This window comes from Clostridium merdae (assembly GCF_900176635.1).
Taxonomy (GTDB): Bacteria; Bacillota; Clostridia; order Oscillospirales; family Acutalibacteraceae; genus Faecalispora; species Faecalispora merdae.
In genome coordinates this window covers 339,281-366,045 of record NZ_FXLN01000004.1, presented here as the reverse complement: position 1 = coordinate 366,045, position 26,765 = coordinate 339,281, and the positions used below count along the sequence as shown (strand labels likewise).

Annotated in this window: 24 protein-coding genes; 1 reads left to right on the top strand and 23 read right to left on the bottom strand. The window is 43.4% G+C overall.

Translation table 11 applies throughout. The annotated features are described in order from the left end of the window. Nucleotides 1-17 precede the first annotated feature (17 nt). The 10 genes from CAN90_RS07135 to CAN90_RS07090 all read right to left on the bottom strand — a co-directional run bounded on the left by CAN90_RS07135 (nucleotide 18) and on the right by CAN90_RS07090 (nucleotide 12,740). Nucleotides 18-1,637 carry a CotH kinase family protein gene (locus CAN90_RS07135; protein ID WP_242953598.1) on the bottom strand — a complete coding sequence of 540 codons (1,620 nt, stop codon included), beginning with the start codon at nucleotides 1,635-1,637 and terminating at the stop codon, nucleotides 18-20. Between the two features lie 255 nt (nucleotides 1,638-1,892). Beyond that, nucleotides 1,893-3,902, bottom strand: coding sequence for a methyl-accepting chemotaxis protein (locus CAN90_RS07130; RefSeq protein WP_159450364.1), 2,010 nt, complete (start codon nucleotides 3,900-3,902; stop codon nucleotides 1,893-1,895). Between the two features lie 143 nt (nucleotides 3,903-4,045). Further along, nucleotides 4,046-4,372, bottom strand: a complete 327-nt coding sequence (locus CAN90_RS07125) for a helix-turn-helix domain-containing protein (protein ID WP_242953597.1) — start codon at nucleotides 4,370-4,372, stop codon at nucleotides 4,046-4,048. A gap of 133 nt (nucleotides 4,373-4,505) precedes the next feature. Beyond that, a complete protein-coding gene (locus tag CAN90_RS07120; protein ID WP_085833152.1) occupies nucleotides 4,506-5,162 on the bottom strand; it encodes a sigma-70 family RNA polymerase sigma factor in 657 nt (218 codons plus the stop codon). Beyond that, nucleotides 5,155-5,598: an anti-sigma F factor gene (gene spoIIAB, locus CAN90_RS07115; RefSeq protein ID WP_085833151.1), complete on the bottom strand. Its 444-nt coding sequence runs from the start codon at nucleotides 5,596-5,598 to the stop codon at nucleotides 5,155-5,157. The genes CAN90_RS07120 and spoIIAB overlap by 8 nt, the downstream gene beginning before the upstream one ends. Continuing rightward, on the bottom strand, nucleotides 5,582-5,920 hold the full coding sequence (locus CAN90_RS07110) for an STAS domain-containing protein (RefSeq protein WP_085833150.1): 339 nt from the start codon (nucleotides 5,918-5,920) through the stop codon (nucleotides 5,582-5,584). Before CAN90_RS07110 ends, spoIIAB begins: the two co-directional genes overlap by 17 nt. A 220-nt stretch (nucleotides 5,921-6,140) precedes the next feature. Continuing rightward, a complete protein-coding gene (locus CAN90_RS07105; RefSeq protein WP_085833149.1) occupies nucleotides 6,141-7,442 on the bottom strand; it encodes a bifunctional folylpolyglutamate synthase/dihydrofolate synthase in 1,302 nt (433 codons plus the stop codon). A gap of 81 nt (nucleotides 7,443-7,523) precedes the next feature. Next, a complete protein-coding gene (locus CAN90_RS07100) occupies nucleotides 7,524-10,157 on the bottom strand; it encodes a valine--tRNA ligase (RefSeq protein ID WP_085833148.1) in 2,634 nt (877 codons plus the stop codon). A gap of 228 nt (nucleotides 10,158-10,385) precedes the next feature. Continuing rightward, entirely contained in the window at nucleotides 10,386-10,880 is a 495-nt protein-coding gene (locus CAN90_RS07095) for an LURP-one-related family protein (protein WP_085833147.1), read from the bottom strand. 78 nt (nucleotides 10,881-10,958) lie between these two features. After that, nucleotides 10,959-12,740 (bottom strand): hypothetical protein, encoded by a 1,782-nt coding sequence (locus CAN90_RS07090; RefSeq protein ID WP_085833146.1) that lies wholly within the window; start codon nucleotides 12,738-12,740, stop codon nucleotides 10,959-10,961. A gap of 443 nt (nucleotides 12,741-13,183) precedes the next feature. Between CAN90_RS07090 and CAN90_RS07085 the strand changes: the two genes are divergently transcribed. Continuing rightward, nucleotides 13,184-14,242: a DUF3810 domain-containing protein gene (locus CAN90_RS07085; RefSeq protein WP_242953596.1), complete on the top strand. Its 1,059-nt coding sequence runs from the start codon at nucleotides 13,184-13,186 to the stop codon at nucleotides 14,240-14,242. 163 nt (nucleotides 14,243-14,405) lie between these two features. Here the strand turns inward: CAN90_RS07085 and CAN90_RS07080 are convergent, their stop codons facing one another. From CAN90_RS07080 to CAN90_RS07025, 13 genes are all read right to left on the bottom strand, one after another. Beyond that, nucleotides 14,406-15,416, bottom strand: coding sequence for a polysaccharide deacetylase family protein (locus CAN90_RS07080; protein ID WP_242953595.1), 1,011 nt, complete (start codon nucleotides 15,414-15,416; stop codon nucleotides 14,406-14,408). Nucleotides 15,417-15,904: 488 nt separating this feature from the next. Beyond that, entirely contained in the window at nucleotides 15,905-16,837 is a 933-nt protein-coding gene (gene cysK, locus CAN90_RS07075) for a cysteine synthase A (protein ID WP_085833144.1), read from the bottom strand. Between the two features lie 258 nt (nucleotides 16,838-17,095). Beyond that, nucleotides 17,096-17,758, bottom strand: a complete 663-nt coding sequence (locus tag CAN90_RS07070) for a YoaK family protein (protein WP_085833143.1) — start codon at nucleotides 17,756-17,758, stop codon at nucleotides 17,096-17,098. Nucleotides 17,759-17,978: 220 nt separating this feature from the next. Continuing rightward, nucleotides 17,979-18,143: a hypothetical protein gene (locus CAN90_RS13710; protein ID WP_187138315.1), complete on the bottom strand. Its 165-nt coding sequence runs from the start codon at nucleotides 18,141-18,143 to the stop codon at nucleotides 17,979-17,981. 381 nt (nucleotides 18,144-18,524) lie between these two features. Further along, nucleotides 18,525-18,905, bottom strand: coding sequence for a DUF4363 family protein (locus tag CAN90_RS07065; RefSeq protein ID WP_085833142.1), 381 nt, complete (start codon nucleotides 18,903-18,905; stop codon nucleotides 18,525-18,527). After that, nucleotides 18,902-19,582, bottom strand: a complete 681-nt coding sequence (locus CAN90_RS07060; protein ID WP_085833141.1) for a DUF421 domain-containing protein — start codon at nucleotides 19,580-19,582, stop codon at nucleotides 18,902-18,904. The genes CAN90_RS07065 and CAN90_RS07060 overlap by 4 nt, the downstream gene beginning before the upstream one ends. Nucleotides 19,583-19,972: 390 nt before the next feature. Beyond that, on the bottom strand, nucleotides 19,973-21,826 hold the full coding sequence (gene asnB, locus CAN90_RS07055) for an asparagine synthase (glutamine-hydrolyzing) (protein ID WP_085833140.1): 1,854 nt from the start codon (nucleotides 21,824-21,826) through the stop codon (nucleotides 19,973-19,975). Nucleotides 21,827-21,970: 144 nt separating this feature from the next. After that, nucleotides 21,971-23,392, bottom strand: a complete 1,422-nt coding sequence (locus tag CAN90_RS07050; RefSeq protein WP_085833139.1) for a DUF1266 domain-containing protein — start codon at nucleotides 23,390-23,392, stop codon at nucleotides 21,971-21,973. A gap of 208 nt (nucleotides 23,393-23,600) precedes the next feature. Next, the gene (locus CAN90_RS07045; protein ID WP_085833138.1) at nucleotides 23,601-24,413 is read right to left on the bottom strand and encodes an MBL fold metallo-hydrolase; all 813 of its coding nucleotides are present in this window, start codon (nucleotides 24,411-24,413) and stop codon (nucleotides 23,601-23,603) included. A gap of 120 nt (nucleotides 24,414-24,533) precedes the next feature. After that, nucleotides 24,534-24,935, bottom strand: coding sequence for a hypothetical protein (locus CAN90_RS07040; RefSeq protein WP_085833137.1), 402 nt, complete (start codon nucleotides 24,933-24,935; stop codon nucleotides 24,534-24,536). A gap of 60 nt (nucleotides 24,936-24,995) precedes the next feature. Next, a complete protein-coding gene (locus CAN90_RS07035; RefSeq protein WP_085833136.1) occupies nucleotides 24,996-25,295 on the bottom strand; it encodes a TMEM199/VMA12 family protein in 300 nt (99 codons plus the stop codon). Further along, nucleotides 25,292-25,846 (bottom strand): DUF1836 domain-containing protein, encoded by a 555-nt coding sequence (locus CAN90_RS07030; protein ID WP_085833135.1) that lies wholly within the window; start codon nucleotides 25,844-25,846, stop codon nucleotides 25,292-25,294. The genes CAN90_RS07035 and CAN90_RS07030 overlap by 4 nt, the downstream gene beginning before the upstream one ends. 1 nt (nucleotide 25,847) lies before the next feature. After that, on the bottom strand, nucleotides 25,848-26,699 hold the full coding sequence (locus CAN90_RS07025) for an AraC family transcriptional regulator (RefSeq protein ID WP_085833134.1): 852 nt from the start codon (nucleotides 26,697-26,699) through the stop codon (nucleotides 25,848-25,850). Between the last annotated feature and the right edge of the window lie 66 nt (nucleotides 26,700-26,765).

Genomic DNA, 26,765 nt, shown 5'->3' with positions numbered 1-26,765 from the left:
TTTTATCAAGATAGTAGTTACTTTGTCTGATTCCTCTTTGGCCGTTTCAGCATTTGATTTATTTGTTCTTCCGTCAACCCAAGCTCTTTGAGCTGACTTTTCTGCTCATCGGTAAACGCACCATTTGAGGCAGATCCCAATATCTCCATTGCCTTTTTCATGGTTTCAAAATCCATTCCATCGGGAGCGCCGCCTTCCATTCCACCTTTTTTCGAATCGCCTAGTACGGTCAAATTTACGGAAGAGGAATCAATTAATGAACTTGAATCCGCTTTTTGACCATCCGTAGTAGATGGAATGGTGCCGCTCAGCTGACCTTCGATGCTTTCTCCACGTAACGCACCTAATTTCTTTAGCTCACGAACTGCAGTCTCGTATTCTTCGAAGCTGAAAAATGCGGAGGGGTCCTCTTTCACATAGCTAGAAATTAACGTATTGATTTCATTCACTTTCTCTTCAAACTTTTCGTTTGTAAAATAATTGTCTGCAATTTGCTGTAAATATTCATGGTATTTGCTCAGGTATTCCGGTACCTCTAAAAGCTTCGAAATCATGGGGCGTTCTTCCATAGTGACTCCGGAAACAGGGGTATCAATTGGGAAATTGACAACCGAGCTTGCATCCCTTGATTGGAATCCCCCGAACGCCATATTGTAATCCCACGGCAGCATACTGATTTTCCCGTTGTTTTCATACAGATAATAGTTGTGCCCCATATTACTCGAATAGCTATCTAAATTCACTACTGCTGTATGTGCCGCCAGGTAGCGCAGTGTCGCATCTACATCCACATACTTTTCTAAATCGGTTCCACTATTTAAATTTTTAATTGCTTCAAGCACGCGCTTGTGATCCGATTCATCGGTTTTTGTTTCTGCATTATCAAATATGGAGGAATAACTAGATTCTTTCTCATCTGTATAAATCAGCGCCGTGGCATCATCAGCCTGCATTCCGCCACCACCGCCTTGCTTTTGATTTCCTCCAAAATTGGGTGGTGCCTGCATGTCTTTTTCACTCTTCTGCTCGTTTGCACTGGAAGAATTGCTGGATGCCTGTTTTTCAGAAGAGGAGGAGGATGTGCTGCTTTCTGCTTTTACAGGATCGCTGGGCCGTTCGCCCTGCACATTCCCCATTTTGGCTCCATCCATCTTTTCGCTATCCGGTTTATATAGTTCACCCTCGCCGTTCTTCGTGCGTTCTAGGTAACTAGCGTCCAGCACTTCAACCGCAAGGTAGAAGCCCCAGGATTTATCATTTACACTGATATTGGCATAAGAAACCAATGGCGCAGCAACCCCAATGTAATTCATAATATCGTAACTTAAATATTCCTTCATAGAAGTCGCATCTGAATAATTGTTATTCAGGGCCAGTTTATCTAAGCCCATCCACGTTTGCCCCTCCACATATTCGTCAAACTTTATTTTGAAGCTGTAACGATCACTGTCGTCATTTTCGGTAACCGCTTTTAGGCTGGAATTCCCCTTTGGTTTAATTCCAACATTCTTAATGATAGTTCCATTAATGGTAATATCCGCAGATATGTACTCTTTTTGTGATGCATTGTCTAGCATTGCCTGCCAGGCATCTGGATCGGCCGTAATTGCGACTGTCATCACAGTATTTTTATTCATTTGTGAAGCATAAGCCACATTTGATTTTAATGAAGATGTTTGCCCTGTACACGCTGATAATAATAAGACCATTATTAGTAGTAAAGATATAACCGGGATGAATTTTCTATTGCGTGTCATATAATATCTCCTCACAAAATATTCGTTATATTCAATATGATTATATCAACCAACTCTGAAAACAGTCTGAAATAAAAAATCAACGCCAGCAAAAGCTAACGTTGATTTATGGAATATTTAAATATAATAAAATATTTAATCTGTTAGAAGCTTAATCCAGCTAATTTCATCTCTCATTGTTTGAGATTGAGATGCCAATTCTTCGCTGGAAGCGGAGCTTTCTTCTGCTGTCGCCGCATTTGTCTGCACAACCGCAGAAACCTGTGCTAAGCCCGTATTAATTTGCTCAATTGCTTCTACCTGTTCGGTGGAGGCTTTCTCAATCTTACGCATAGATTCTTCCACAACAGCTGCCTTTTCTGCTACTTCAACCAGAACAGCAGCCGTTTCTACCGACATTTTTTCGCCATCCGCAACCACTTCGGTAGAATGCTCAATTAACGCGGTGGTCTGTTTGGCGGCATCTGCCACTTTACCCGCTAGTTCTCGTACTTCTTCGGCAACCACAGCAAAGCCTTTTCCGGCAGCTCCGGCACTCGCTGCTTCAATTGCGGCGTTAAGCGCAAGAATGTTGGTCTGGAAAGCAATGTCTTGTATCACCTTGGTGATATTTGAGATTCTCTCAGATGCATCTGCTATTTCGCCCATTGCCTCGCCCAGCTTCTGCATGTGCTGGTTGCCTCTATTCAGCCCTTCACTTGCAATTACCATATACTCTCCAGCAATACGAACTGTTTCGGCATTCTCCTCCGCTTGCTGAGCCACACCAGTAACGGAAGCATTCAGCTCTTCAATGCTCGCTGCCTGTTCCGTAGCACCGGAGGCCAATAGCTGAGCACCAGAAGATACCTGGTCGGCTCCTGCAGCTACCTGATTAATGGAGTCTCTAAAATTCCCAAAGATGGTATTCAAATTCGCAATTACTCCGTTAAGCGCTGTTTTCAGAGGGATAAAATCGCCTTTTAGTTCTAATTGGGCACTTACGGTACAGTCGCCTTTTTCCAGACTCCCTAGCACAGAAGAAGTTTCTTCAATAACAGCCTTAAGTGCCGCCACCATATAAGTGAGCGACTCGGACAGTGTACCGATTTCATCTTTGGTGCGGAACTGCGGTACCTCCGTATGTAGGTCACCCTCATCCGCAAGGAGTGTTAAGCGCCGTACCACACTGATAATTGGGTTTACAATGGGGTTTGCGATTCTTGCCGCCATAAAGAAGGATGCAAGAATAAACAAAACCAACAAGATAATCATGATACGAATGGAGGTATAAAGACTGCCCATCATCTCTGAGGTTTTTGCAGATACACCAATCGACCAACCGTCTGTATCCGCAATCTTGGTGTAGCCTACTGTTAACTCACTTCCTTGGAATTGCACCGTCTGCACATTGGTGTTCCCAGCAATCATATTGGTGATGATTGAAGCAACTTGTGTATAACTATCATCTTTTTTCGCCAGTTCTATATAATTGGTCTGCTCAGAAACCGTATCCTGATTTTTATGAGCGACAATGGTTCCAGCTTTGTCCACAATAAAACCATAACCGGACGTACCAATTGAGATATTATGAATCATTTGACTGAATAAGTCGCTAGAAAGTCTCGCATAAACCACTTCATTTCCACCATTGAGCTGCGTAGAAATAATTAAAACCATTTTACCCGTAGCCTTGCTTAATAAGGGAGAGGAAAGGTAGGTTTGCCCTGCAAGTGATTTTTGAAAATACTCGCGATCCTTTACATTAACACCATCCGAAGTATCGCCGTTTGAATCTGCAATAATTATGGACTCAAAGCCATATTTTTTCGCAGCTGCCGCCAGTGCCGCATTCCTCTGCTCTACACTCAATGTTGGGTCTGTAATGGTAGCATCCTGTGCAACCGATTCAATCTTTGTTTTATATATATTAATCGCATTCTCAACGGACTGGCTATACGCCTCCGCACCCTCTTCAATTCTTACGGTCATATTTTCTTTAGCATCCTGCATTAACAGAACAGAGCTTACTATGCTCAAAACAGAAGAAACCGCTACTACCAAGACCACAATGCTAACTTGTAATTTCTTTTTAATGGATCTCCCACCGAAAATTTGTTTTAAAGCTATTCCGCGCCTTGGTACACTCCCTTTTTCCCGCGCCATATACTCTCCTCCTAAAAACATATTTTGTAAGGATATAGTATACATATTATATTCTATTTATTATACTATTTCAAGATTCCCTGCGAAAAAGTGCGAAAAAAAGAAGAATCTGTCAAAGACTCTTCTTTTTTGTAGGGCTTTACTTATTCATTTATAATTGCTTTTATAATACGCTCCACCATTTGAAGCTGCTCTGGAGTAAGATTCTTGCATTTTTCGGCAATACCCGAAAGAATGGTAAGTTCATTCCACTCCACACTGTCCTGTACAAAATAATCCAGCGATCGATGCAGTACATTACTGAATTTGATTAACGTTGAAATGCTGGGTTGATATTTTCCAGATTCAATTTGCCTGACGTACACAGCACTGATATTACATTCTATGGCTAATCGCTCAGAAGTATAACCATTTTCCTTGCGCGCAACCGACAATCGTATCCCAAGAGCTTTTCGATCCAGTAAACCCACCTCCAACCGTAGATAATACGATACAAAAATCTTACTATTAGTTTACTTTCTTTCGCTTCATTTTAATAGCAGGATATAAAATACAACAATGTATTTTATATCCTGCTATTTAAATATTTATACAATTTTTTAGTTATTCTAACAATTTTTCTCGCAGTCCTCGTAAAATCACCTTTTCTCTGCGAGAAACCTGCACCTGAGTCATTCCCAAGGCTTCGGCTGTTTGCGCCTGCGTTTGGCTTTTAAAGTAACGGTAGACAATAATACTTCGATCCTTGGGCTCCAGTTCTCCAATTACCTGCTGCAAAGACAACAGCTCTGAGATACGTTCATCCGGCGCTTCTACCGGCACATCGATTTGCCCGCCGCCTTCATCGTCTCCCGCTGTAAGCGAAAGCGGTTGTTGACCAGCATTTACCGCCTGCGCTGCTTCAGTAATTTCCACCCCAAGCACCGCTGCCAATTCCCCAATGGTTGGGGTTCTACCATGAATACGATTAAACTCTGCCGTCGCTCTTGTTGCTTTTAGGGATAGCTCTTTGAGCGAGCGCCCTACCTTAATACTGCCGCCGTCTCGAAACAGACGGCGCATTTCGCCGAGAATAACCGGCACAGCATAGGTAGAAAAACGCAGCCCACGTTCTTCTTCAAAATGATCGACCGCCTTGACCAGCCCCATACATCCCGCCTGAAATAAATCTTCATACTCTACACCGCGCGCCTTAAAGCGTTTGGCACACGCGTGCACCAGCCCAATGTTTTCGCTGATCATGCGGTCACGGTCAATCATTCAAAGCCCGCCTGCGGGCCAGCTTCTTCTTTAACGTAACCGTAGTGCCCTTTTGCACGCGCGACGTAACGCCGACGGCATCCATAAAGCTCTCCATCACAGCAAAGCCCAGCCCGGCACGCTCTTCACCGCCCGTAGTAAACAGCGGCTCTCTCGCCTTAGTTACGTCTTCAATACCACAGCCCTTATCACGAATACGAATTTGCACTGCACCGTCTTCAAACAGCTTAGCAGATATGTAAATCATGCCCAGTGTATCTTTGTACGCATGTACAATGCAATTGGTTACTGCTTCCGAAACAGCCGTTTTAATGTCTGAAATCTCATCAATGGTTGGGTCCATTTGCGCCACAAAGGCAGAAACAACCGCCCGCGCAAAGCTTTCATTTGCAGAACAGCTTAAAAAGGACACGTTCATTTCATTCATCGGTTTCACGGTATACCACTCCTTTTTCAAATTTCACCAGCTTGTCCAACCCCGCCATAGATACCACCTTTTCCACTTTCTGCGGCAGGTTTGCAATGGTGACGGCCCCCCCTAGCACTTGCATAAGCCGGTAACGACCCATAATGAGCCCTACTCCTGAGCTGTCCATAAACTGGACTCTGGAGAAATCCAAAATTAGCTCCTTCGGTTTTGTTTTTCCAGCCGTTTCATCAATGGCTTCCCGAATACCCCGGGCATTATGATGGTCGATTTCACCACTGAGAAGGGCTGTGAGTGTGCCTTCCTTTAAAATCAGCCTGACATCATTCATGTTTCTTCCTCCCGGATTTACCCGCATTGTTTTCTTCTTTATTCTTTCCAGAATATTCTAAATATTCATGCTTTATAAAATAAATCTCGACAAATTTAGAGCTTATTCTGGATTATTACTGATAGGGAAACAGCATGTCCCATTCCCGGAAAACTACTGCGGGAAATAAAAAAACCTCTACCCATAAGGATAGAGGTTAACTGGTAAAATTTTACTCGAATTATGCGGATGGAGACTTCTCTTTTAAAATTTCAATTGCAATTGGCCGAATTTCTGCTGCAAGGTAAAGTGAACCGCACACAACAATCGCACCGTCATTGCCCGCATGCTCTAGAGCTAGCTCCACAGCACGCCTGGGGGATTCTGCTGCTTTGGCAGAAACACCCATGTCCTGCCAGAGTGAGGCAAACTCCTCCGCCTGCATTGCACGGGGATTGTCGGGAGTAAGCGTATACACCTGGTCAAGCAGGCCGTTTAAATAGCCAATTGAAGCGTGGCTGTCTTTGTCTGCCAGCATTCCCATAATCGCTGTAATTCTGTGGCCAGAGAGATACTGCCGCAAGGCAGCTGCCAGCGCCTGCACTCCATTGGGGTTATGAGCACCATCCAGTAAAAAGATAGGATTTTTCGAGAGCAGCTCCAAACGTGCGGGGAACGCAACCTGCGCAAATCCCTTTGCCACCATGGGCAAGGGTAGCTGAAATCCTTTTCGGCGCAATACACCTAAAACGGCCAAAACGGTTGCCGCGTTGAGCACTTGGTGCTCGCCAATGAGCGGCATTTGCATGGATTCACCACGGTAAACAAAACGCGTACCAAACAGGTCGCTTTCGATATTCTCCATTTCCTCCGGCTCTGCTACGCAGAAACCATTGTTATGCTGGCGAGCCACTTCACGGATAACCTCCATGGCACCGTACTCCTGCCGTGGAAAAACAACGGTATCGCCATCTTCTTTGATGATCCCAGCCTTTTGAAATGCAATTTTTTCGACCGTATCGCCAAGAACGCCGGTATGATCAAGCGAAATAGACATAATTACCGACACAAGAGGTGTTTTAATCAAATTAGTTGCGTCAAAAAGACCACCAAGGCCAACCTCCAGAACAACGATATCGCAATTACTGCGGGCAAACCATTCCATGGCCATTGCCGTAATAAACTCAAATTCCGTCAGGGAATCGCCCTCTTGCTCCATCTCATGAATCAGTGGGAGAAGCTCTTCCGTTAGCGAAGCAAGCTCTTCCTCCGGAATCATCTGCCCGCAAATCTGCATACGCTCGCGGAATTCAATAATATAGGGGGAAATATACAAACCTGTTTTATAGCCCGCCGCAGTCAACACAGAAGAAAGCAGCGCGCAGGTGGAGCCCTTGCCATTGGTGCCCGCTACATGCACAAACTTAAGGCGATCCTGCGGATTGCCCATTTTACCCAGCAACTTGACCATACGCTCAAGTCCCGGCTTAATGCCAAATTTAGCTTGTGAGGATATTTGTTCCAGCGCTTCTTGATATGTCATGATGCGTCCCCTTTTCGACCATTCGCCATTAAGGTGCAGCCACCCAAAATGGCGGCTGCACCCGAATGAATCGGTTCGTTTTTATTTGCTTAGATTTTGGATTGCCAAACGGATACCAGCGGCTTTCTCTGCCAGCTTTTCCGCATTTTTACGAACACCATCCACTACATTGTCTGGTGCCTTAGACATAAAAGTGTCATTTTTCAGCTTCGCTTCGGCGGAATCCAGCTGTTTTTGTACAGACTCCAATTCTTTTTCAAGCCTTGCAAGTTCTGCCTTTTTATCTACAAGCTCATCGGTGGGGATATAAAGAGTTGCGGCATCCGTAACAATGGTAACGGCATCCGGCAAATTCCAAGCATCTGCAATTTCAATCTGGCTCGCATATGCAAGGCGTGAAATCACATCAACATTCGCACGGAACGTATCTGCCGCAGTACCGGTTACCGCAACGGAGAGGTGCGCCTTGCGTGACGGCGGCACGTTCATTTCCGCACGGCGGTTACGAACAGCACGAATGGCATCCATAACGCGCTGCATCTCTATTCGATCCTGCTCAAAGCTCAGCTCCGGCTTATATTCCGGCCACTTAGAAACCATGATGGAGTCGCCCTCATGGGGCAGTGACTGCCAGATTTCTTCCGTAATAAACGGCATGAACGGGTGCATGAGCTTGAGTGTATTCGACATTACCCATACCAAAACCTGGCGAGCACTTTGAGCGGTTTGCTCGTCCTCACCCTGCATACGGATTTTAGCAATTTCAATATACCAGTCACAGAAATCATCCCATAAGAAATCGTAGAGCTTCTGCACAGCGATGCCAAGCTCAAATTTCTCAAGATTCTCGGTGATTTCTTTGGCAACCTCATGGAAGGTACCGATAATCCAGCGGTCTGCCTGTGTGAGGTGTTCCGGCAGGCGGTTTTCCACCTCATGATCTTCAATATTCATGCGGATAAAGCGAGCAGCATTCCAAATTTTATTGGCAAAGTTGCGGCTTGCGCCAACCTTATCATCTGAAAAACGCATGTCGTTGCCCGGGCTGTTGCCGGTTGCGAGCGTAAAGCGCAGGGCGTCTGCGCCAAAGTCTGCAATAACCTCCAGAGGGTCAATACCGTTACCAAGGGATTTCGACATTTTGCGTCCCTGTGCGTCACGCACCAAACCGTGAATAAGAACCGTATTAAACGGGACTTGATCGGTTTGCTCAATTGCAGAGAAAATCATGCGAGCTACCCAGAAGAAGATAATATCGTAACCCGTTACCAAGGTGTTGGTTGGGTAGAAATATTTCAAGTCTTCGGTGTTATTCGGCCAGCCAAGAGTAGAGAAAGGCCACAAAGCAGAAGAAAACCAGGTGTCGAGCGTATCGGGGTCTTGGTGCAGGTGGTGGCTGCCGCACTTAGAGCAAGTGCCAGGTGCTTCCTTGGCAACAATCATCTCTCCGCAACCGGCACAATACCAAGCCGGAATACGATGACCCCACCAAAGCTGGCGAGAAATACACCAATCACGGATGTTCTCCATCCAATGGTAGTAAATCTTTTCAAAACGCTCGGGAACGAATTTAACTTCTCCATCCCGTACACGGTCAATTGCCGGCTTTGCCATAGGCTGCATTTTCACAAACCACTGCTTTGAAACACGCGGCTCAACTACGGTAGAGCAGCGGTAGCAAGAACCAACATTATGCTTAATGGGCTCCACTTTCAGCAGGAAGCCCTGCTCGTCCAACTCTTTGACAATTTGCTTTCTGGCCTCCAGGCGGTCTAACCCTTGGTATTTTCCGCCGTTTTCATTGATGATACCCGCTTCATCCATCACGTTGATTACAGGCAGATTATGGCGCAGACCAACCTCAAAGTCGTTCGGGTCATGCGCGGGTGTAATTTTTACTACACCGGTTCCAAATTCGGGTTCAACATAAGTATCTGCAATAATCGGAATCTCTTTGCCAACCAGCGGAAGAATCACGGTCTTACCAATCATGTGCTGGTAACGCTCGTCATCCGGGTGAACGGCAATAGCAGTATCACCTAGCATTGTCTCTGGGCGTGTCGTGGCAAGATGAATGTCGCCGGAGCCATCACTAAGCGGGTAGCGAAGGTGCCAGAAGTTACCCTCATGCTCGCTGAACTCTACCTCTGCGTCAGAAATAGAAGTACGGCAATGTGGGCACCAGTTGATAATACGCTCGCCGCGGTAAATCAAGCCTTTTTCGTACAGGTGTAAAAAGACTTCACTTACTGCTTCGGAGCAGCCATCATCTAATGTAAAGCGCTCACGCTCCCAATCGCAGGAGCAACCCAATTTTTTAAGCTGACCTATAATGGTACCGCCGTACTTATCTTTCCATTCCCAAGCACGCTTTAAGAATTCTTCACGACCGATTTCTTCCTTCGTGATTCCTTCTTTGCGCATAGCCTCTACAATTTTTGCTTCCGTTGCAATGGAAGCATGGTCGGTACCCGGCAGCCAAAGTGCAGAGTAGCCCTGCATTCTACGCCAACGAATTAAAATATCCTGCAAGGTTTCATCCAGTGCATGCCCCATATGAAGCTGGCCGGTAATATTCGGCGGTGGAATGACAATGGTATACGGGTCTTTCTTCGGGTCCACCTCCGCGTGAAAATAGCCGCCAGAAAGCCAGAATTGATAAATTCTGTCCTCTACCTCCTGCGGCTCGTACGTTTTCGCAAGCTCCTTGCTCATTGTGTTTCCTCCTAAAATCGATCCAAATAAAGGCGGCACCATAAAACGCCAAACGGGCAAAATGCCCGGTATAATGGGTGCAAATTATGATACAATTACCGCTTGAAAAACACAAAGCGCGGGGATTCCCACGCCCTGTTTTCCACAAAATCCAATTTAAAATAAGACATTTCGCGGCTGTTCGCATCTTTCTCATATTATCCCATCGCACTGGGGCTTTGTCAATGCTTAATTGGCAGGCACTGCACACCCCGGACCGCACAAAGCGGCATTGTCGACAATAACGGCAAGGCACAGTGCAAGCGGTACATCCGCCTGTTGTTCCACCTGTATTCCGTAGCCGTCCCCGTTGGGGGTCCAGCATGGCGCATGGGTCATACGCACAACTCCTTTGCCGTCAACCGCATCAAAGCAGCGGGTCAATAAATCACCGCGAAGACTCCAATCGGTTTTACTCAGCTTTAAGCTGCTGCTCGATGACGCTAAATTATACGTAACACGGAGCTGCTCCTGCTCTCCAATTTGCACACTGTATTTACATAGGCCATGAATACCTACACAGCTTATTTTGGCAATTTCGGCTCCAAAGGTGTCTTTTAGAAACATTTTGCCCCCAAACGAACCCCATTCGCCTTCTACCGCATAAAGACAGGCACCGGCTGTGTCATATACATCAAACAGAATGGCACCTGCTTCGGTATGTCTGTTCAGATAATAATCCATCGGTTGTCCCCTTCGATCGTTCCTCGATTTCCGTTGGCTTGTAAATGGAATATAAAATATTCCAAACTGCCCCTATCCTTATTTTCTGGTAAATTGGTAAGAATATTCCGTTTCTTTCATAACTACTGAGCCACCCAGCATTTGCTCAGCCATGCGTTGCGTTACCGGCTGTGTTCCATTATTCACACCGTAGGGCGCCTTTACCACATATAAAAGTGCTGGGCGATTCTGCGGGTTCTTCTGGAAGAATACCTCTGTTCGTTTTGACGGCAGCTCCACGCGCCATAGCGATGGCGGTGCGGGTCGTTGCTGGCTGCACATATAACCAAAAGGCAATAGCTCATTAAACATAACGCGCCCATCGCCTGACGGCACGGCATTTTGAATATCTTCCACAAGGCCGGTATAGCGAGCCGCTGCCGCCGGAGTGGTGTATAGACCTTTTGCTGGGCCTGTGGTGAGCTGTGTACGCAGATACACAATGGGTTCATCTCGGTACACAGCCTGAGCACGCATTACCGTATTACACAGCACCAAAAGCACGAGCGAACTTGCAAATGCCGCCCAAAGGGTTTTCAGCATTCGGCGGCGTGCAGCGGGCGCTTCCCTCTCCGCTGTATAGAAATCGTAAGCAATTAGAATCAAAGCCAAAGAGGAAAGGTTTAAAATATACGATGCACCTGTCATACCATTATTGCTGGCAGTATAAACAGCCCAGCTAAGAACCAGTGACGGCAAATATAAAATCCAAATAACAATCCGACTGCGGCGCTGTGGACGGTACGCGGTAAGTATGAGCGGCCAAAGCCCTGCGCAGGCCTGAATGTAATTTACCTTTGAGGTAAAAACCAAATCCGTTTGTATGAGCACCATACCAACATTTACAATTAGGCTAAGGGGCATACAAATCCAAATCATTACTTCCAGCACCGGTGCCAAATCCAGCTCAGTTTTTAATTGGCGGGACAATAAAATAAGAATTAACAATGTAATTTCTAATAAAGAAAGGATGGTCAGCATCTGGTAATCCTGCAAAAACAGTGAGGTTTTCACAAACAGGTTCTGGTAAGTATGCTCCGGGTCTTCAAAAAGGAATTTAACATTATCATGTATTCCCCAAATACCGCCGCCTACTACCAAAAGATACGCACCTGCCACGAACAATAGAAAAGCGCCTCCACAAAGCATGCCAAACAGCGGAGCAAGTGATTCCGGCTCGAGTCCATTCTTTCGCACGCGAGGGCGAATTCGATAAAGTGCTAATAAAAAAATCGGCACCGCCATGATAAAAAACGGATAGGAAATGCAGGCAAGCGCCATTAGAATTCCAGAGAGAGAGCCAATCACAAAAGCCCCATGAATAGAAAATGAATCGCCATACAAAATAAATACCAACATGGCGGCGGAAACTGTAAACAGATATCCCATGCTGTTATAAGAAAAATTATTAATTCCAAATGGGGTAAATGAAAAAAACAAACCGGCGCAAAGCAATGCCGGCATTCTGCGGCGAAACAAGCGGAATACAGCGCGGTATACTAATAGAGCAACAAGGGCATCCACACAAATATAGAATATCCGCATGAATAAAATGACCCCGGTCATATCCCCTACCACCAGACGATACAACCATAAAATGGGTGCAATCAGCAAAGCCCCGGTTTGGTGAATATCCCAAGAATCCAAAAACGGACGGTCACCCAATGCAAAACGATAAGGCAGCGCCAAATAGTAGGTTTCGTCGGACCAATCGAATCCAAAAACGGAACGGACCAAAAATAAAACCGTCATCCCTACGATGACGACATAAGGCAAACTGTGAAGTAATTTTGTACGAGACTGCGTAAAAGATTTTAACATGGCCTGCTCCCGTAATGATGTTTATAGCGTTACCTCTAATACTTAGTCTAGAAACATGCAGCTATTTCTCTTCCTTTTGGAGGCGAACGCAACGCTATTTTTTTTTATTTTTCACTACCAAACTCAGTAACAATATTTTGATTAATTTACGAATTTTATTGTATCACAATTAACCAGCTTTTGCCAAGCGTATAGTAAGCAGATTCACCGAGAAAAGAGAACTTACTTTTTTAGTAAAATATTAATCTAAACGGAAAATAGACTATTTTCTTTTACTTGCAACAATCTGTAATGTATAATAGAAATGCCGCTATCCATTTTTAGATATTTACACTTTTTATAATTAGTCAAGCACTGCATTAGTGGGATTGATAGGCAACGATCAAAGGAGAAGAAACGAATTGAAAAAGTTCATATCATACAAACGAAGCTGGTTTTTCCTAATGCTACCAATTTCTCTGGTAGCATTATATCTCTTTTCATTACACCCAGACTGGTCTGAATGGTACAGTGTGACTCTCTACCCACTATTCTCACTAACAATTAACCGAATCAGCTCCATCTTCCCGTTTTCACTTATGGAATGCATTTTGGCAATTTTAATTGTATTTCTTCCTGTCTTATTGATACGCCTAATTGTACAGTTGATTCGCAATAAGCAGGAGCGCAAGGAGCGGCTGCGGCGCGCAATGGCAACTCTATTTTGTGCGTTGGGTATTGTCTCTCTTTGTTTCACCTTAAATTGCGGATTAAACTACTCCCGATATCCATTTGCGCAAGTTACAGGACTGGCGGTACGCCCATCCTCTACGGATGAATTAAAAGCGCTTTGTACAGAGCTAGCTCAACGAGCAAATCAAGAACGGGTAGGCATAGAAACCGATAATCAAGGCGTAACCATTCTTTCCGATCGAAATAAAGCGGCAGAAACTGCCCGCATCACTATGAATTCTATGGAGAAAACATACCCTACTTTAAAAAGCGGCTATGGTAAACCAAAACTCGTAATGGCATCGCGTGTGATGTCATACCTAAATATTACAGGCATCTATTTTCCTTTTACAGTGGAATCCAATGTGAATATAGATGCACCCGCATACAACATTCCCGTTACCATGCTGCATGAGCTAAGCCATGTGCGAGGCTATATGCGTGAGGATGAAGCCAATTTTATTGCTTACCTAGCATGCCAAAACAGTAATAGCCAAGTATTCGCTTATTCCGGTACTATGCTTGCATTTCTATACGCAAACAATTCTCTTTATTCTGTAGATGAATCTGCTGGGAAAGAGACTTATGCACTTTTAAATGATGGAGCCCGAAAAGACCTGGCTGCCAACCAAGCATACTGGAAGCGCTTTGAAGGCCCCGTAGCGGAGGTAGCAAGCAAAGCCAATGACACATATTTAAAAGCAAATCGCCAGGAAGATGGAGTAAAAAGCTATGGTCGTATGGTAGACCTTCTTCTGGCAGATTACCGATTGCGCCACGGATTACAATAAAAAACATTTTCCAATAGACATCATGAATCCACTTTACGGATTACAAGTTTATTGATAATAGAAGTACAAACGAAAGAATTTTAGAAAGAAGAGGATAGAGCAAATCGCTCTATCCTCTTCTTTCTAGCAATAATAGCCTATTGAGTAAACGAAATAATTTAAATTATGAAGGAAGCCGGAAGATAACAGGCTTTACTGTGGGGTCAAGCTTTTCAAAACGGTAGCCGTTCTTCTTCAGTGTTTCAATAATCTTGGGCAGCTCTTTTACCGTATTCTGCTTCGTAGAAGCATCGTGGAAGAGCACTATCGCTTTTTCATACCCAAGCGCTCCATTAATGGTATTCTGGTAAATGGATTGTGCCGTTGCTCCCTTTTCCGCGTCGCCGGCGCTTACATTCCAATCGTAGTAAGTGTAGCCTCTGCGCGTCAGTTCATCCGCAACGGGGCGTGCAATGGTTTTGTTGTAGCTGTTTACGCTGCCGCCTGCAAAACGCATCACCTGCGGTTTTACGCCAGTTGCATCAACAATCAAATCACTGAGCCTCGACATATCGGTAAAAAACGCGGTGGGAGAAGCATAAATCTGCTTGTAGTTGTGTGAGTAGGTATGCATACCAATGGTGTGACCTTGATCCACAATATCCTTCATCCATTGTTTCGACTGTGCATCGGTACGACCAATCACAAAGAAGGTTGCTTTGGCGTTGTTATCTGCCAAAATCTTTAATACCTCTGGAGTTAAATTGGAGGGACCATCGTCAAAGGTAAGGTAAGCAACCTTATCCCCTTTCTGGTGAGGGATGATTCCAGGATGCTCCACATAAAAATTGGGGAACAACGTCTGAATTGTTTGCATCTCTTTCGAAATAGCCCCTGAATTCACAGGCGCCTGAGATGCAGATGAGGAGGACGGTACTTTAGAAGGTGTGGAAGAAACCGGCTTAGAGGACGGTGCTTGTGAGCTTTGAACCACAGATGATTCCGGTTGCTCTGAAATTGGTATGGATGTTACCAGCTGTGCAGGCACATCTTCACTTGATACAACGACAGAGGACGAATTTGGCTTTGATGATTTTGTAATATAACCAGCAACGGAACCAATAATAACCCCCACGCTAATAGCTGCCACAAGCATTGAGGCAGCTATAATAACTTTTTTGTTCCCGAAAGACACCTTCAGCACTTCCCTTTTCTTAGGATTAATAGTATTTATGTATCATGCTTTACCAGTTATTTTAAAGTACATATTGCAACAAATAAAGAATGATATTTAGTAATTTTCATGGAGGCATTTGCACACTCTCATCATTTACTAATGTGTTGCTTATTATAGCACAAGCCGTTCAAAAAAGAATGCAATTTAACAGGATTGTAACCTTTATTTTGTTTCCATTATACACCATCTCCACAACATCATGAACACAACTACTATTTTTAAGGATTGCATCTAGAATAACAAAGTTCTAGTTATAGTTTTATAACTCTACATTTATACACTTTATTCTCACGATAGAAAGGCGGGGTAATTGTTTGATTTACTCCGCAAACACAGAGACATAAAAACTCGAACTCTTCACCGTTTCATAATACGGTAATAGAGTTCGAGTCTTTAAATCTTCTTAATATGAAATCTTCTCAATTCTCGGGGTAATGCCGTAATGATTATTCCGTAAATAGCGGAGTGGAAAGATAACGCTCACCAGTGTCAGGCATAAGAACGACAATCACTTTACCTGCATTTTCGGGTCGTTTTGCCAATTGCTCCCCTGCCCAAAGGGCAGCGCCGGAAGAAATGCCCACCAGCAGCCCATCGGTTTTTGCAACCTCTTTGCTCTTTAAAAAAGCATCTTCATTTTCCACCAAAATGATTTCATCATAAATAGTGGTATCCAACACCTCCGGTACAAAGCCTGCACCTAATCCCTGAATCTGGTTTGGCCCTGGAGTTCCTTTTGATAACACCGGCGAATTTGACGGTTCTACCGCGATAATCTTCACATTCGGATTCTGGCTCTTTAAATAATCACCCACACCAGTAATAGTTCCTCCGGTACCAACTCCAGCTACAAAAAAATCCACTTTACCCTCTGTATCCTGCCAAATTTCCGGTCCAGTTGTTTCTTTATGCACCTCGGGATTCGCGGGGTTCTCAAATTGCCCCGGGATAAAGGAGTTCGGTATTTCTTTTGCAAGCTCTTCGGCTTTTTGAATAGAACCTCTCATCCCTTTGGAGCCCTCTGTGAGCACCACCTGTGCCCCATAGGCTTTTAAAAGATTTCTTCTTTCTACACTCATCGTATCTGGCATAGTTAAAATAATTTGGTATCCCTTTGCCGCAGCAACTGCTGCAAGGCCAATACCGGTGTTGCCACTGGTAGGTTCGATAATTACAGAACCCTCTTTTAAGACTCCACTTTGCTCAGCGGCTTCAATCATTGCAATTGCAACACGGTCTTTTACACTTCCAGCGGGATTAAAATATTCTAACTTGGCAAGTATGGTTGCATTTAACTCCTGCTTTTTCTCATAATTCGTAAGTCGCAGCAAAGGCGTTTTTCCAATTAATTCAGTTATACTATTCGCATAATGTGCCATCTTCGCAAACTTCCTCTCCATATTAAATTTAAGCCCAGAGTACAGTCGAGTCAAAACCGCTGTTCACCCAAGTATACATATCTATTTATTATGTTTTATTATAACACCCAAATACAAGCTCTATATTTCTTTTAAATAAATTAGGTGGTCTCAAAAATCGTGAAGCTACAAAGGTATTCGGCATGCACTTTTTTACGCGCATATTTTTAAACCAGCACCGGAATTCCAGTGCTGGTTTTTACTATTGATAATGTACTGTTAAGTTTCTTTTTTAATAAACATGATCGCAAAACCAATGAACAACAATATGGAGCTAACTATAATTGCTTTTTCATACCACAAATTAATGCAAAGACTCCCTATAATTGCTCCCATTACAAATATTCCAATTATAGCGAAATATAAGAGACCGGTTTTCTTTTCTTCTTCATTTTTGGTAAAGCCATAATTGCAAATATTCTGTACAGCTACCCTCAGATTACCAATACACATTGTAGTGGCAATTCCATTTCCGTTCACTTTCCGAAAACTCTCCACCTGCGCACCACAGGCAAAAGAAATCAGGCTATTTGCAAACAGATTCATACTTTGGGGGATAAATGCAACCATAAACAAAATAACAACTTCAGCCATAAGTACAGCCTGACGCCAATGAAATCGCCGCGCGTTCTTAAAATACATTCTAATAATTTCCGCAACAGCTATCCCAAAAGCAAAAGATAAAACCGGTAACGCATATTGCCAAGCCAAATGAAAATTACCCTTTGAAAGATTTACCCCGAACAATAAAAGATTTCCGGTTTGGGCATTTGCAAAAACCTCATCTCGACATATATAGGAATACGCATCCATAAACCCACCGGATAGCGTTAATAAAATTACAAGAGGCAGGGACTCAGACATTTGTTGAGATTTCTTCACAGTCTTCTCCTTTATTTACTCTCTAAATCAAATAGAGTTTGGTTACTCATTATGTTAAGCACAATTATATAACACATTTCTCACACTTACAACCGCACCAGGTCAAATTTGAGTTTGTGCTTCCTTCCCCCACAGTTCACTTTTCCATAGAGATAAACCGCTCCTGCTTTCATTCCATTTCATGCAAAAAGGAGCTCGCCATTGAGACGAACTCCTTTTATTAGCACTTGGGAACTGCCTGTACGACCCTATCATAAAACTCGCCATAGGAGCTGCACCCTTGCATTAGGCGAAGCTGGTCTAATTCCGGTAGAGCATCAAAGAACTCTTTTAGCTTGCGGTCTTCCGATAGAGCCTGAGGAAACGAGAAGTCGGAATAATCCATACAAAATCACCTCATAGATAGTCTATGGAAAATCCCTTCATTCATACAGTGCAATGCAAAATCATGTTGCGGAAAATGACTTAACGCCACCAACAATTGTTGTTATTTCTGCAATTGCACCAAGGAATACAACGACCGTTATAACAGAACCACCATCTGCAATTATTCCAAACCCACACATTGAACCCTCCTTTTTTATAGGTTACCCTATTATATGTAATGATTACAAAGTTGGACAATCATCTAACATAGAATCCTTTACGGGGTTTTCTCAGCAGAAAGAGAACAAGCTAGCTAATTACAGCATGCCTGTTCTCTCTCATTTTGCTTTATCATAATGGTCTAAGCCAATTTTGCTCCCCGTTTTTAAAGCTTATAGCTTTACAGAATGTTATTGGGATAAGGCATTTCCGTATCCTTTAACGTATGGATTTGGTTCATAGCGCGGCTGCATTCCGCTCTAGCTTCATCCTCTGTGCCGGTTTCTAGAAAAGATTTTGTTGTTGAAAGCGATTGGCTTACGGTTTCTAATCGCTCATGCGGAATAAAAAAAGACATTATATGATGGTACCCATGCCAAGTTTCTACCGCATTCTTAATTATTTCTTTTGAACGCTCTTTCTCACCACTGTCAATGCTATCCTGGACTTGTACCAGCATTTCAGAAACCTCGCCTGTCATTCTATCTACCTCATAGGCTGCCCAAATACTAGTACTGAAAAGAATCACCAGAATCGCAAGCGCTGCCCAAATACGATTCATTGTGTCTTCCCATCCTTTTTAATAATTTGAAAATCTCCCGCTGTATTGGCGGTCATCAAAAACACCTGGTCCAAAGTAAGATTTTTCGATTTTACTACACCTTCAACCCACGCAACCGATTTTTTACATAGCTGAGCGGAAACCTCCGAAACCACACCATCACTTACAACTACAGCTTCTATTCCTGTATCCGGAACAATCAGCTGGAGCATATCTGGTGTTACAGAGTCTTTTCCGGGCTTTTTAATCACACTCAATTTGCCATTTGTTTCTACAATGGCATAAGCTACATCCGCAAGTGAAACAATACTGTTTTGGCGCAAATCTTCGAATAAATCTTCAATAGACATACGTAGCCGTCGAAGCTCATTTTGTTGAATTTTCCCATCACTAATTACTACGATAGGGCTGCCACAAATGATTTTACGAAAGCCACCACTTTTTAGCATTAAAATTGACAAAATAATCTCGATTGCAACAAGCGTAAAAATAGGAACCAGCCCACTGACCAAGGGCTGGCCTGTATTTTGCATCGGAATGGATGCTATGTCTGAAATGAGGAGGGTAACGACCAGCTCAGAGGTTTGCAATTCGCTAATCTGGCGTTTCCCCATTAATCTTACTGCTAAAATAATGACGAAATAAAGCAGAAATGTTCGTATTAAAGAAACAATCATATTTTATCACCTGACTCTATTCTGGCCTTGAAAGCAGGTTTTATACGGCAAAACGGCTTCCCCATATTACGGAAAAGCCGTTCCTTTTTTATTCCGATTGTTTCTTATATTATCCTGCTTTTCATCCTAAATTATGAAGAAGAGGATCGGCGCTTTTCTCTAAATAATGAATCGAATAACCTTCGCCTAAATTCAGAAGAATAAGATTCGTTTGGCATAGCGTTACCTGTATTAAACGCATGACCGGAAAATTTTTATACTTTTCAAATTGAGCAAATACTCAATACCATCCTACGCACTTCTCCAATTTAAAAACGCACAAAAACCTCCTGCCGTCAATCATACAGCAGGAGGTCTTTATTGCTTAATACAGCCAATGTTTCTCGTCAATTAAAGCTGTAACGTAATATCGTACCGCTTGAGCCAGAAGTTGATTTGCAGTAAATAAGCCATTAGCTGCGGACCAGCCATCAATTGGCCAAACCAAGGCTTACCGTAATCTGATTTTTCGTGGAGCAGCTCTTTGGCTACACTTTCATTAATTAAGCGATGAATAGGCTCTACAGGGTCTTCCAAAATCCTTGTTAAGCGGTGGCGAACCAACGCTTCGTAGGACGGATTATGCGTTTTGGGGTAGGGGCTTTTCTTACGCATGAGAATATCTTCCGGCAGCCAGTCTTTTGCGGCATCGCGCAGAAGCGCCTTTGTAATGCCCCCGTGGTTCTTGTATTCCCATGGCGTATTAAACACATATTGAACCAACCGATGGTCTGCATACGGCACACGAACTTCGAGACCGCACGCCATACTGCAACGATCCTTACGGTCTAACAGAGTAGACATAAACCAGTGAATATTGAGGTAGCTTATCTCTCTGCGACGCCGTTCTTCGTCACTCTCCCCCGCCAAACGTGGGGTTGCCTCTATCGACTCCGTGTAACGGCGATCCACATACTCATCCATGCCCAATTCATTGAGAATTTCGGGTTTTAGCAGTACCTTACGAATGCTTAAATCGGGTGACCATGGGAACGTATTTCCCTCAAATGCTTCTTTTTTATGAAACCAAGGGTACCCGCCAAAAATCTCATCGGAGCATTCACCCGATAAAGCAACCACGTGCCCCGTTTTTACCTGTGAACAGAAATGCAGCAAAGAGGAATCAACGTCTGCCATTCCAGGTAAATCCTTTGCGATAACCGCATCGTAAAGTCGATCTGCCAAGGTTTCCGTATCGCACTCTAAAAAGCGGTGGTTGGTTCCAAATTCCTGAATCATCCGGTCAACCCAAGGCCTATCCTCATCTGGCTGAAAAGCGGTTGGTTTAAAGTATTTCTCATTATTTTTATAATCAAAGGAATAGGTGTCGAGTATTCGGCCTTCCTTTTTATACTGAGCGGCCGCCAGTGCTGTAATAATGCTGGAATCTAGCCCGCCAGAAAGAAAGGTACTCAAAGGAACATCCGAAACAAGCTGGCGGCTAACGGTGTCTGACAACAGCTCTCTTACACGCAAAACGGTGTCTTCGTAGCTGTCAGGGTGCTCGTAGCTTTCCAGCTCAAAATACGGGTATGCACGCAAACCTTCACGGTTATACACCGCAGAATATCCCGGCTTTAGCTCGCGAATTCCCTGAAACACCCCGCACCCCGCTGTTCTTGCCGGCCCTAGGCCGAACAGCTCGCACAAGCTCGTTTTGTCGAGCACTGGATTAACCCCCGGGTACTCGAACAGTGCCTTCATTTCAGACCCAAACACCAGACGGTCGTTTACCGCAGTGTAAAACAGTGGCTTTACCCCAAAACGATCTCGACATAAAAAGGTACAGTTTCTCCGCTCATCATCGATGGCAAATGCGTAAATTCCATTCAGCTTTTCTGCACAGAATGGCCCAAAATGAATATAGCAATACAGCAGCACCTCAGTGTCGCTGTGCGACTGGAACTGGCAGCCCAAAAGGCGCAGCTCCTGCCGAAGCTCTTCCGTATTATACAGCTCACCATTATAAGTGATGGTGTAGCGGTAGCCATCCTGCAGGCGGGTCATAGGCTGCTTTCCGCCCTCAATATCCACTACTGCAAGCCGGGCATGCGCAAAAGCGGCATGACTTGAAACATGTACTCCAGCGTCATCCGGACCCCGGTGGCGAAGCCGGTTACCCATCCGTTTGGCCAGCGCACCCCATAGCGGGGCTTCTTCTGATAGCGTATCGTGATAATCGCAAAATCCCGCAATTCCACACATAGTATTCCCTCATTTCTTTCACTGCATCGATTTTCGTCTTTTGCTATAATATGAAGGAACATAATTCTGGTTAAAAAAATAGAGGACGCCAAAGCGCCCTCTAAAAATTTTTTCTATGCTTTGGTTATGCGAAAACACTTACTGTTATTGGCTAGCCAAAACTTGATTCAGTTCCGCAAGGGCAAGCAGCGCATTTTTAATATCTTCCGAATAAAATTGTATTATTTTATCCTTCTCTAAATACACATCATCACTCTTGCTAATACCTGCCTTTTCGTAATTACGAGGCATATGGAACATTGCCTTTCCATTCACCTGAAGGATAATTAAATCCAATTTTGAGAAAGACTGTGTAAAAGTAAGCTTTTCTTTCCAACTAAACGTATGTAGTTCCTTTTTAAACAGCTTCTTTTCCAGTATTCTAATACGTTTATTTGTGATAAGTGTTTTTGCAGTTGCCAAAAATGGAATTTCATCATCTTCAAGCTCCAGCTTAGTTTTGTTGCAAAAGTGATCGAGTTCTCCGTAGCTTAGCGAATTTGTATCTGCCATAGGCACTGCATACTCTAATTCACAAAACTTCATATCGAATAAATATGCTACCCCATATTTTTGGAACACAGGTAATACAGTGGAATGCAAGAAAGCATACCTTGGTTCCGACTCCCCTACGGCGGTTTCTTTCGAATCTAAATTCACCTTATAGGTGCTAGAAATTTTCGAGCAGAACTCCGTCATATCGCTGCCTTGCCATAACCCAGCAACCTCGTAAAGCTTCGCAGGGTGTGCAGCAAACTTATAACAACTCTGAATATAATCTGCTGAATCAATAATAAACGTTCCGCTTGCTGCCGACATAAGCTGTTTGCCGAATATGGCACTGAATAAAAAAGCTTCCCAATTGGGGAACAATGACTCCGTAATGGAACCATAAAAATTAAGCAAAGAGGCAGTCTCTTCATCTGTAATATAACCGCTGACATTGGAATCTGAAATGATAGAAATAATGCGAGAAAGATGAAAGCCTGTCATCGATAGCCCCTTGGTTTTGGACAACCAAGACTGATTCTGTTCAAAAAGAGCAGCAATGGATTTTACGTTGGAAGAATTCTCATCTTGAAAGAAACCGATAATCAGTTCTTTCATTTCATCATCAATATTCGAATTGTAACCCTCTATAATGTGGTACTTTTCCCACAGGGGGGTGTACGGGGCACTTATTACTTTCATTTTATCGTCTGAAAAATAGTCTTCTGCTAGTTCCTTCGTTACTGACGAGAACTCTTTGGGATTCGCATAAAATAAATCTAACAAAGCATGATAGAAAATTCCATCTTCCAAAACAGAATACAACAGGCCTGAAACAACCTGCTCCATCTCCTGCTTATTGGATACACCGAAGTTATCTGACAGTGCCTTTTTTACAATCAGCTTACTGCCAGGTATCATTGTATGGGGATTTGTAGTAGTTAATGTGTTCTCAATTTGCTGAATAGAAGGTTGATCCTCCATAAAAAGCAGGCCATAACGGTACATGGCTGTAAGAATATTATACTTATTATTCACTTATAATATTTCCTTTCAATAAGCTAAAGCTATGTTACCAGAATTTGCAAATCCTGTCTATCCTACATCATGCAACTTCTTAATATATAACAAATGATAAGAAACATTAAAATAATCTTTGTATTGTTTCTTCATAAATTTAATTTCCATTATCGTTATTTAGAAAAGGACAACCTACGTTTCAGCAGGTTGTCCTTTCAATTTGTCATTATTTCTCTAAAATTTGATTGCTCATGGTTCGAAACACTTGGCAGTAATTTTGAAAACCTTTCTTCCCGATAATATAAATATTCGGCATATAACTCATGCGCTTTATTGAGTATGCAATGCGTTCCAACCCATTGTCTACCGCAGTGTGGTTGCTCAACGCAACGTCAACATTATGGAACTGTGCAACACTCATAAAATATTCCAATGAAGCCAAGTACTGGTTTACTGCCGGTATTGTTCTGGGAGGAGTAGTGCCACCCCATAATGCCGCCATGTGGGGTGTTCCCTCTTCCATGACTGGGAATATAAAGCTGAGCCCACCCGGTGTATGACCGGGAGTGCTATACACATAAATAGTTTTATCGCCAAGTGTAATGGTATCTCCGTGATTGAGATACACATCTATCTCATAATCTTTCCACGTATTGGGTCTGTCCGGCTTTACCGGGTGGTCGCGCCAATACATATCATCAATTTGCGACAGGTAGGTAGTTACCCCGTATTTTTCAACAAACCATTTTCCACAGCCGGTGTGATCCACATGCCCATGGGTTAGAATCAGCTTTTGAACGCTTTCCGGCTCCCAGCCTACCTCTTTTATTGCATGTATAATTGCATCAAACGCTTTTTGATCCGGCCAAATTGCATCGATTACAATCAGTCCATCCGAAGATTTTAAAACAAAGCAATTGGTTTCTTTCTGAGCTACAATTAGTAAATCATCAAAGATGAGGGCATACGTAAAAGAAGACATGTCCTCCATTGATGCAATCGTTTCTTTTGTAATAAGGGGTTGATTCATTCGGTTCATTTTTTTCGTTACTCCTCTGCACAAAAATTATTGTTTAACGTGCAGAGGAAGCTCGATTCTTAGGGTGTTTCATGTCAAGAATTTTCACCATACCACCTTCTTAAAAATTATAGAAAAATATTAATTTCTTTGGAAGCAATCAGATTTTACAATAGCAAAAATTCCAGCTCCACCACCAATGAGTAATACTTCAATTGCCCCAGCCCAATGCAGACTGGTATTTGCATTGGTAGTTTGCGTAAGCGCATAAATCAGGTGGTGCCCGCCTAATAGAATGCAAAGAGATAGTGAAATTATCGTTAATACTTTTGCGTATTCAACGTTACGTTTTACAAGGGTAAGTAGTATTCCTATGTCTAACCCAACATTCCATAATGCAATTTCAGTCTGCCAGCCCTTGCTGATACCCCATACTGACATGCTTTCTGCAATGCCAGGTAAAAACATTTGCCATACAAACGCACCCACTGTCATCAACAAAAACAACCATAAATAATAGAATAAAAACCGTTCTTTTCTCACTTGCTTTCGCCGCCTATCATTTAAAAACAAATAAATTAATTAAATTGTGTGCGCTATTTGTTACGCGATATAATAAGTAACAAAGGTATAAATTGAAAGCAAAATTGCTGCAACCAATGCAAATAAATCGCGCACAACACAAGACGCTCTTGTTCTTTTATTGCGGTAGCTTCCGCTTTGAACACTGTCAGCAACAAGCACTACAGTGGAACCCCAGAAGCAAAGACTCATAAGTGTAAAAGCGGCTGTCATCACCGTTGGGTTATTCCAGCCGCTCGCGAGCCACGAAAAAAGGGCAAGAACAATTACAATAAAGTTTAGTACGGTTGAAATACGATTTAAGGAACTAAGTTCTTTCATGATTGTTTTTCCTCCGATTCGGTCTTTGAGTGGGAAAGCTCACTTAAAATGCGTTCTGCAACAATTCGCCGTGCGGATGCTTCCACTGCCAAAGCACACGCCAGCCAAAGAAGCTCTTCTTCCCCCTGCTCCACCGCAGTATTCACACGTTCACAAACGCTTGCTAGTTCCTCCTGTTGTGCCACACGAAAGGTTTCATAAATCTCTTTTTGGAACACTTCACCGTTACCCGAATTGAGTACGGAAGAAATATCTTGTATCGACAAAACCTGCTTTAACAGGCTGATGATTGTAAGCATTGCCAAATGCTCACGTCCATATTTTTTCTTGTCTGGCCGTGGTAGTACACGGTCCTTAACGTAATTATTAATCATACTGGGGGTAAGCAGCACGCTTTGTTCGTCACGCCCAAACAAATTGAGCTGTCGCTCCATATATGTGATGACCTGATCCATATAAAGATAGATTTCGGGCATAGAATCCCACCCGGCTGTTTGGTGTTCCTGTACCTGCTTTACCCAGTTCTGTATTTTATCACTTGCATTTTCCATGTTATTTCTCCTTTTCCGCTTTTTGTGCGGACTCCGCAAATTTACTCGGAGGCATTCCCTTTAACTTGCGGAACACCCTTGAAAAGTAAAGCTGGTCTGAAAAACCGGTTGAATAAGCCGCCTCTCCAACAGAAAGATTCTCATTTTTTAATAAATCCGCCGCTTTATTAATACGGTATTTCGTCAGGTATTCATTCGGCGTCATATCCGTATGCTGTAAAAACAAGCGGTATAAGTGACTGCGGCTCACTCCTGCATTCGCAGCAATTTGCGTAATATTTAAATCTTCTCGAGAATAATTAAAATCAATAAATTGAATGGAGCGCTGCACATACGCGTAGCCCGTATCCTTGCGGCAATTTTGATCGCCGTTCAGCACCATCATTGCAGCAAGAAAGCGCAGAAGTGCTGCTGTCATTTGAGCTTCATTGCTGGGGCTTGGCCCCGTTGCGGTATAAATATCGTTGAGCATATTCTCAATTAAACTGTCTTTATCGTAGTGAAACAACGGCTGCTCTTCCGAAAGACCTGTCTCATTTACAAGACGGCGAGCATCAGCACCGTTAAACCCTACCCAACAGTATTCCCAGGGCTCGTTGTAATCCGCCTGATAAGAAGAAATAACACCAGGCACGACAAGAAAACCATCCCCAGCAGTAAGAGTATACCTCTTTTTCCCGCTGTCAAACCGGCCTTTACCGGAAAGAATATAATGAATTAAATAATGGTCGCGGATGCCCGGCCCCCAAGAGTGGTCTGGCGCACAGCGCTGCAAGCCGGAGCGGTAAACCGCTAAACCTAAGCTATTTTGAAAGGGAGTTCGGAAAGAGCGTTTGAATTTATCGTTTTCCACAAATTTCCCTCCTCAACAAATCACGCAAAATAATACATTTATTATAAGGCCTGCCGCCACAGTATG

What these genes read in the sequence shown, in the direction of transcription:
- CAN90_RS07135 (WP_242953598.1), bottom strand. Translation starts at nt 1,637, where the DNA reads ATGAATAAAAATACTGTGATGACAGTCGCAATTACGGCCGATCCAGAT.
- CAN90_RS07130 (WP_159450364.1), bottom strand. Translation starts at nt 3,902, where the DNA reads ATGGCGCGGGAAAAAGGGAGTGTACCAAGGCGCGGAATAGCTTTAAAA.
- CAN90_RS07120 (WP_085833152.1), bottom strand. Translation starts at nt 5,162, where the DNA reads ATGATTGACCGTGACCGCATGATCAGCGAAAACATTGGGCTGGTGCAC.
- CAN90_RS07110 (WP_085833150.1), bottom strand. Translation starts at nt 5,920, where the DNA reads ATGAATGATGTCAGGCTGATTTTAAAGGAAGGCACACTCACAGCCCTT.
- CAN90_RS07105 (WP_085833149.1), bottom strand. Translation starts at nt 7,442, where the DNA reads ATGACATATCAAGAAGCGCTGGAACAAATATCCTCACAAGCTAAATTT.
- CAN90_RS07100 (WP_085833148.1), bottom strand. Translation starts at nt 10,157, where the DNA reads ATGAGCAAGGAGCTTGCGAAAACGTACGAGCCGCAGGAGGTAGAGGAC.
- CAN90_RS07095 (WP_085833147.1), bottom strand. Translation starts at nt 10,880, where the DNA reads ATGGATTATTATCTGAACAGACATACCGAAGCAGGTGCCATTCTGTTT.
- CAN90_RS07090 (WP_085833146.1), bottom strand. Translation starts at nt 12,740, where the DNA reads ATGTTAAAATCTTTTACGCAGTCTCGTACAAAATTACTTCACAGTTTG.
- CAN90_RS07085 (WP_242953596.1), top strand. Translation starts at nt 13,184, where the DNA reads ATGCTACCAATTTCTCTGGTAGCATTATATCTCTTTTCATTACACCCA.
- cysK (WP_085833144.1), bottom strand. Translation starts at nt 16,837, where the DNA reads ATGGCACATTATGCGAATAGTATAACTGAATTAATTGGAAAAACGCCT.
- CAN90_RS13710 (WP_187138315.1), bottom strand. Translation starts at nt 18,143, where the DNA reads ATGGATTATTCCGACTTCTCGTTTCCTCAGGCTCTATCGGAAGACCGC.
- CAN90_RS07065 (WP_085833142.1), bottom strand. Translation starts at nt 18,905, where the DNA reads ATGAATCGTATTTGGGCAGCGCTTGCGATTCTGGTGATTCTTTTCAGT.
- CAN90_RS07060 (WP_085833141.1), bottom strand. Translation starts at nt 19,582, where the DNA reads ATGATTGTTTCTTTAATACGAACATTTCTGCTTTATTTCGTCATTATT.
- asnB (WP_085833140.1), bottom strand. Translation starts at nt 21,826, where the DNA reads ATGTGTGGAATTGCGGGATTTTGCGATTATCACGATACGCTATCAGAA.
- CAN90_RS07045 (WP_085833138.1), bottom strand. Translation starts at nt 24,413, where the DNA reads ATGAACCGAATGAATCAACCCCTTATTACAAAAGAAACGATTGCATCA.
- CAN90_RS07035 (WP_085833136.1), bottom strand. Translation starts at nt 25,295, where the DNA reads ATGAAAGAACTTAGTTCCTTAAATCGTATTTCAACCGTACTAAACTTT.
- CAN90_RS07030 (WP_085833135.1), bottom strand. Translation starts at nt 25,846, where the DNA reads ATGGAAAATGCAAGTGATAAAATACAGAACTGGGTAAAGCAGGTACAG.